Annotated in this window: 2 protein-coding genes and 1 pseudogene; all 3 read right to left on the reverse strand. The window is 52.0% G+C overall.

Going from position 1 to position 3,255, the window contains the following annotated elements; genetic code table 11:
- Positions 1-466, reverse strand: a 466-nt coding sequence (locus HMPREF2527_RS00500; protein WP_070505508.1) for a hypothetical protein, incomplete at its 3' end; no start/stop codon positions are given.
- Entirely contained in the window at positions 466-2,691 is a 2,226-nt protein-coding gene (locus tag HMPREF2527_RS09825) for an RHS repeat-associated core domain-containing protein (protein ID WP_070505510.1), read from the reverse strand. The genes HMPREF2527_RS00500 and HMPREF2527_RS09825, both read right to left, overlap by 1 nt.
- 327 nt (positions 2,692-3,018) lie before the next feature.
- A pseudogene (locus HMPREF2527_RS09740) lies at positions 3,019-3,255 on the reverse strand (hypothetical protein); the annotation flags it as partial.

Consider the following 3,255-nt stretch of genomic DNA (forward strand, 5'->3'; position numbering starts at 1 on the left):
TCATGTGGTAGATGTAGGTGGCGTCAAAGAAGACCGGACTGAACGCTAGGCGGCGTTTACCCATCTGGCTACTGCTAATTACGAAGTAGCCGCCCTTGCCGTTCTCTTTCATATGGATTTTGGTGATGCTGCTGTAGTCGAACTCGCGGGTTTTGAATCGCCAGTTCCGCCATTTTACAGAGGTCTCATTCTGCTGGATGTAAAAGAAATGCGCATGTAAAACCAAATACCAAGCGGGAGACCCAAGGATATTCATCATAAGAAAGAAGACTATTAAAGATTCAATATCCCCTGAAATCACAAAGGGTGTAACAATGCACATCAGAAACGTCAATACATCTACATATACAAGAACCAGAAGAGGGTTTTTCTGCCGCTGACCTAGGGGAATATAGCCTTTTGGGCGCACTAAACCAATTGAACCATTAGTTACTGTTTCAGATATAAACCTATTCAGAAAATGCACTATTTCTTTACCTTAGAATCTTTATAGCCAACTATAGTTTCGCTAATGGGCTTATCGTATTTACTTTCAAAATCTCCTGGTTGTTTCTCAATATATGAGTGCGTATCCTGCATTTCATCTAGTCCCTTTGAAGCTACCTTACCGCGACCAATACCAAGCATAGTCTTGTCCAGATCCTTCATTTTCTGCTCCAAACGAGCTTTATTCTTCTCTGGATCACGGACATAAGCAATTCGAGACATACTCGTATCATGGCTCATACCCAGCTGCGCAATGGTGCGCGGATCTTTAACGGAAGATCCCTCGTGATACTTCACCGCTCCGAGTCCTCCACCAATAAGACCTTTACCACCGCTCCAAAGAAGGTCTGACATGGTTATTTCTCCATTTCTTCCCCACGTATCGACAAGGCTCTGACTTGTCTTCAAAAAAGCAGGAGTCAATACATCAGAGGCGAATTGGGCCACAGGACGAGGCTTTAATTTACTCAGTCCTTCAGATACAACGTTAAACGCACGAGTAACTTTTTCATTATCTAGCTTGGTAACACTAGGAGCAAGATAATTATTTTTTACCGATCGCGCCGTATCATACATTTTTTGAGTCATCGGCTGAGCCTTCTTGGCAAGCGAACCAGAAAGTGCACGAGGAGCACTGGACAAACCACCAAAGATGCCGCCGCTGACGGTAGAAACCACATGCTCGCGAATAGAATACTGCCCCTTATCGCCAATCTTGCCGTTCACGGCATCATGGGCAAGGTTCTCAAAGCCGCCCACAAATCCGGCTGCAACCTCGGGAATTGCATTTACGCTCGCCCTAGTCGCGAATACCTTCGCACCCTTCGACCATCCACTGGTTACAGCTTGCTCTAGAGCGCCAACGGCTTTGGTACGGCCCAGGGCAACCATCACACCGCGACCCTTCGCCGCGATGCCACCACCGATAGCACCAAAAGCTCCACCGATTGCTGCATCGATTCCAACACGGCCCCAGTTCACACGACCATTTTCGTCCCGGTTATTGGAGATAGAGGTGGAAGCGGCTAAAGCTGCACCAGATACTGCACCAAGTACCAGAAGCATTACTGGACCTGTAGCGACAAAAGCCAACAAAGACAGCCCGATACCCAAAACAGTTAGAGCGGTTTGTATTGCATCTGAATGTCGATTTAGCCATCCATTCACGCCTCTATCAGCACAGGACTCGCGATACTTCTCAAAATCCTCCACCGACACCGGCGACAAACCCCACGGATCCACCAAAGAAACCGGGTTACCACCCACCAGCGAGAACGGGTCAGAACCCCAACCAGCACCCACCGGCGCAGCCAAAGGATCAGGCGCCGTAAAGCGAGCCACACGCGAATCCACCACGCGGGCACCCAACACCTCAAAACCAGTAGAACCCAGCACCACACCCGAAGCCGCAGAAACACCAACCAGCGAATCCGGCAACACCGGCGTAGCACCAGCACTCTGAGCAGAAGGCACAGCAGGCGCAGCAACACCCAAAGAAGCCCAACCATACGGATCCAACAGACCGGCACCAGAACCGGCACCAGGCACCAACGAACCCACAGAAGGCAACGACGAGCCGCCCACACCCAGCACACGCGGAACAAACGAATTCTCATCCCACACCAGCGGGTGCATCACCGAAGCAGCAAAACCAGCCACAGAACCAACACCAGCACCGGCACCAGTACCGGTTGAGGGTACACCAAACTCGGGTACACCAGCAGACGCACCACCGGCAGCAAGCACACGACCATCAGCAGAAGCACACAACAGGGAGAAGGACACAGCCGAATCCTCAGCAGAACCCCACGACGCCACCGAGCTCACAAACCCAGCCGCACCATAGGTCAACGACGAGCCGGAACCATCCGAAGAAACCTGCAGAAGACGCGAATCATTACCGTCATAGGAGAACACGCTCGTCGAGACCGGCACCAAAGTGACGCCCTCAAGCTCTACAGACTCCGGGCACTGCGGAAGCCACGCCTGAGCATCCTCAACAGCAGAGGCAAACTCAGCCGACTGGGAGTCGGTCTTCGCCTCATCCTGCACACTGTAGAGGCATACTGCACGAACACGGGCACCCTCATCAGTGACCAGCACCTTCACCCAAGCATTCTCAGGCTGAGCGCTATCAAAGTACTCAACACGCACCAGCGCACCAAACGCGTCAACGCTCCAGAGGATGATGAGGAAGGTGCGCATGGCGGGTTCTCGTTTCGTGTGGTTGGTGAATATCCGGAAGCGCGCCACCCGCAGGTGACGTATCTTCCCCAAGGATACTCTATGCAGATATAAGCTCTGATAAGCAGAAATATAGAGCAATATAATGCTCTACGGGCTAATCGGCCAGAAAGTTAACTCGGTGCAAGGCTCGGGTGAAGACCAGGCGACCATTCACCAGCGGGTGGGATTGGGTCCGTATCCGCCCAAGTTTCTTGGCTGACCCTAGGTATACAGAAGACCCCTGGGCTGAGAGCTAATCTCTCAAGCCCAGGGGCTTTCTCTATGCGGTACTACATCTGAATAACTTTATTTAGACGAGGCATCAAGGATGCGCTGCAGGTGCTCCGGGATCTGTCGGTACTCCCCAGCCTCGGGGGAGCCAATCTCATACTTGCGGGCGTAACAGAGACCCTTGATGAGGGCGTCCATGTCCTCGTAATCACCGAACTCTACGAAGAGCTCGGGGATGTACTTGGGCGGCCAAACACCGTAACGCTCGCGGAAGAGAATCATGTGGTAGATGTAGGTGGCGTCAAAGAAGAC

This window comes from Rothia sp. HMSC071B01 (genome assembly GCF_001808945.1).
Classification (GTDB): Bacteria; Actinomycetota; Actinomycetes; order Actinomycetales; family Micrococcaceae; genus Rothia.

Bases quoted from the DNA above. Each gene is read 5' to 3' on its own strand.
- HMPREF2527_RS09825 (WP_070505510.1), bottom strand. From the start codon at position 2,691: ATGCGCACCTTCCTCATCATCCTCTGGAGCGTTGACGCGTTTGGTGCG.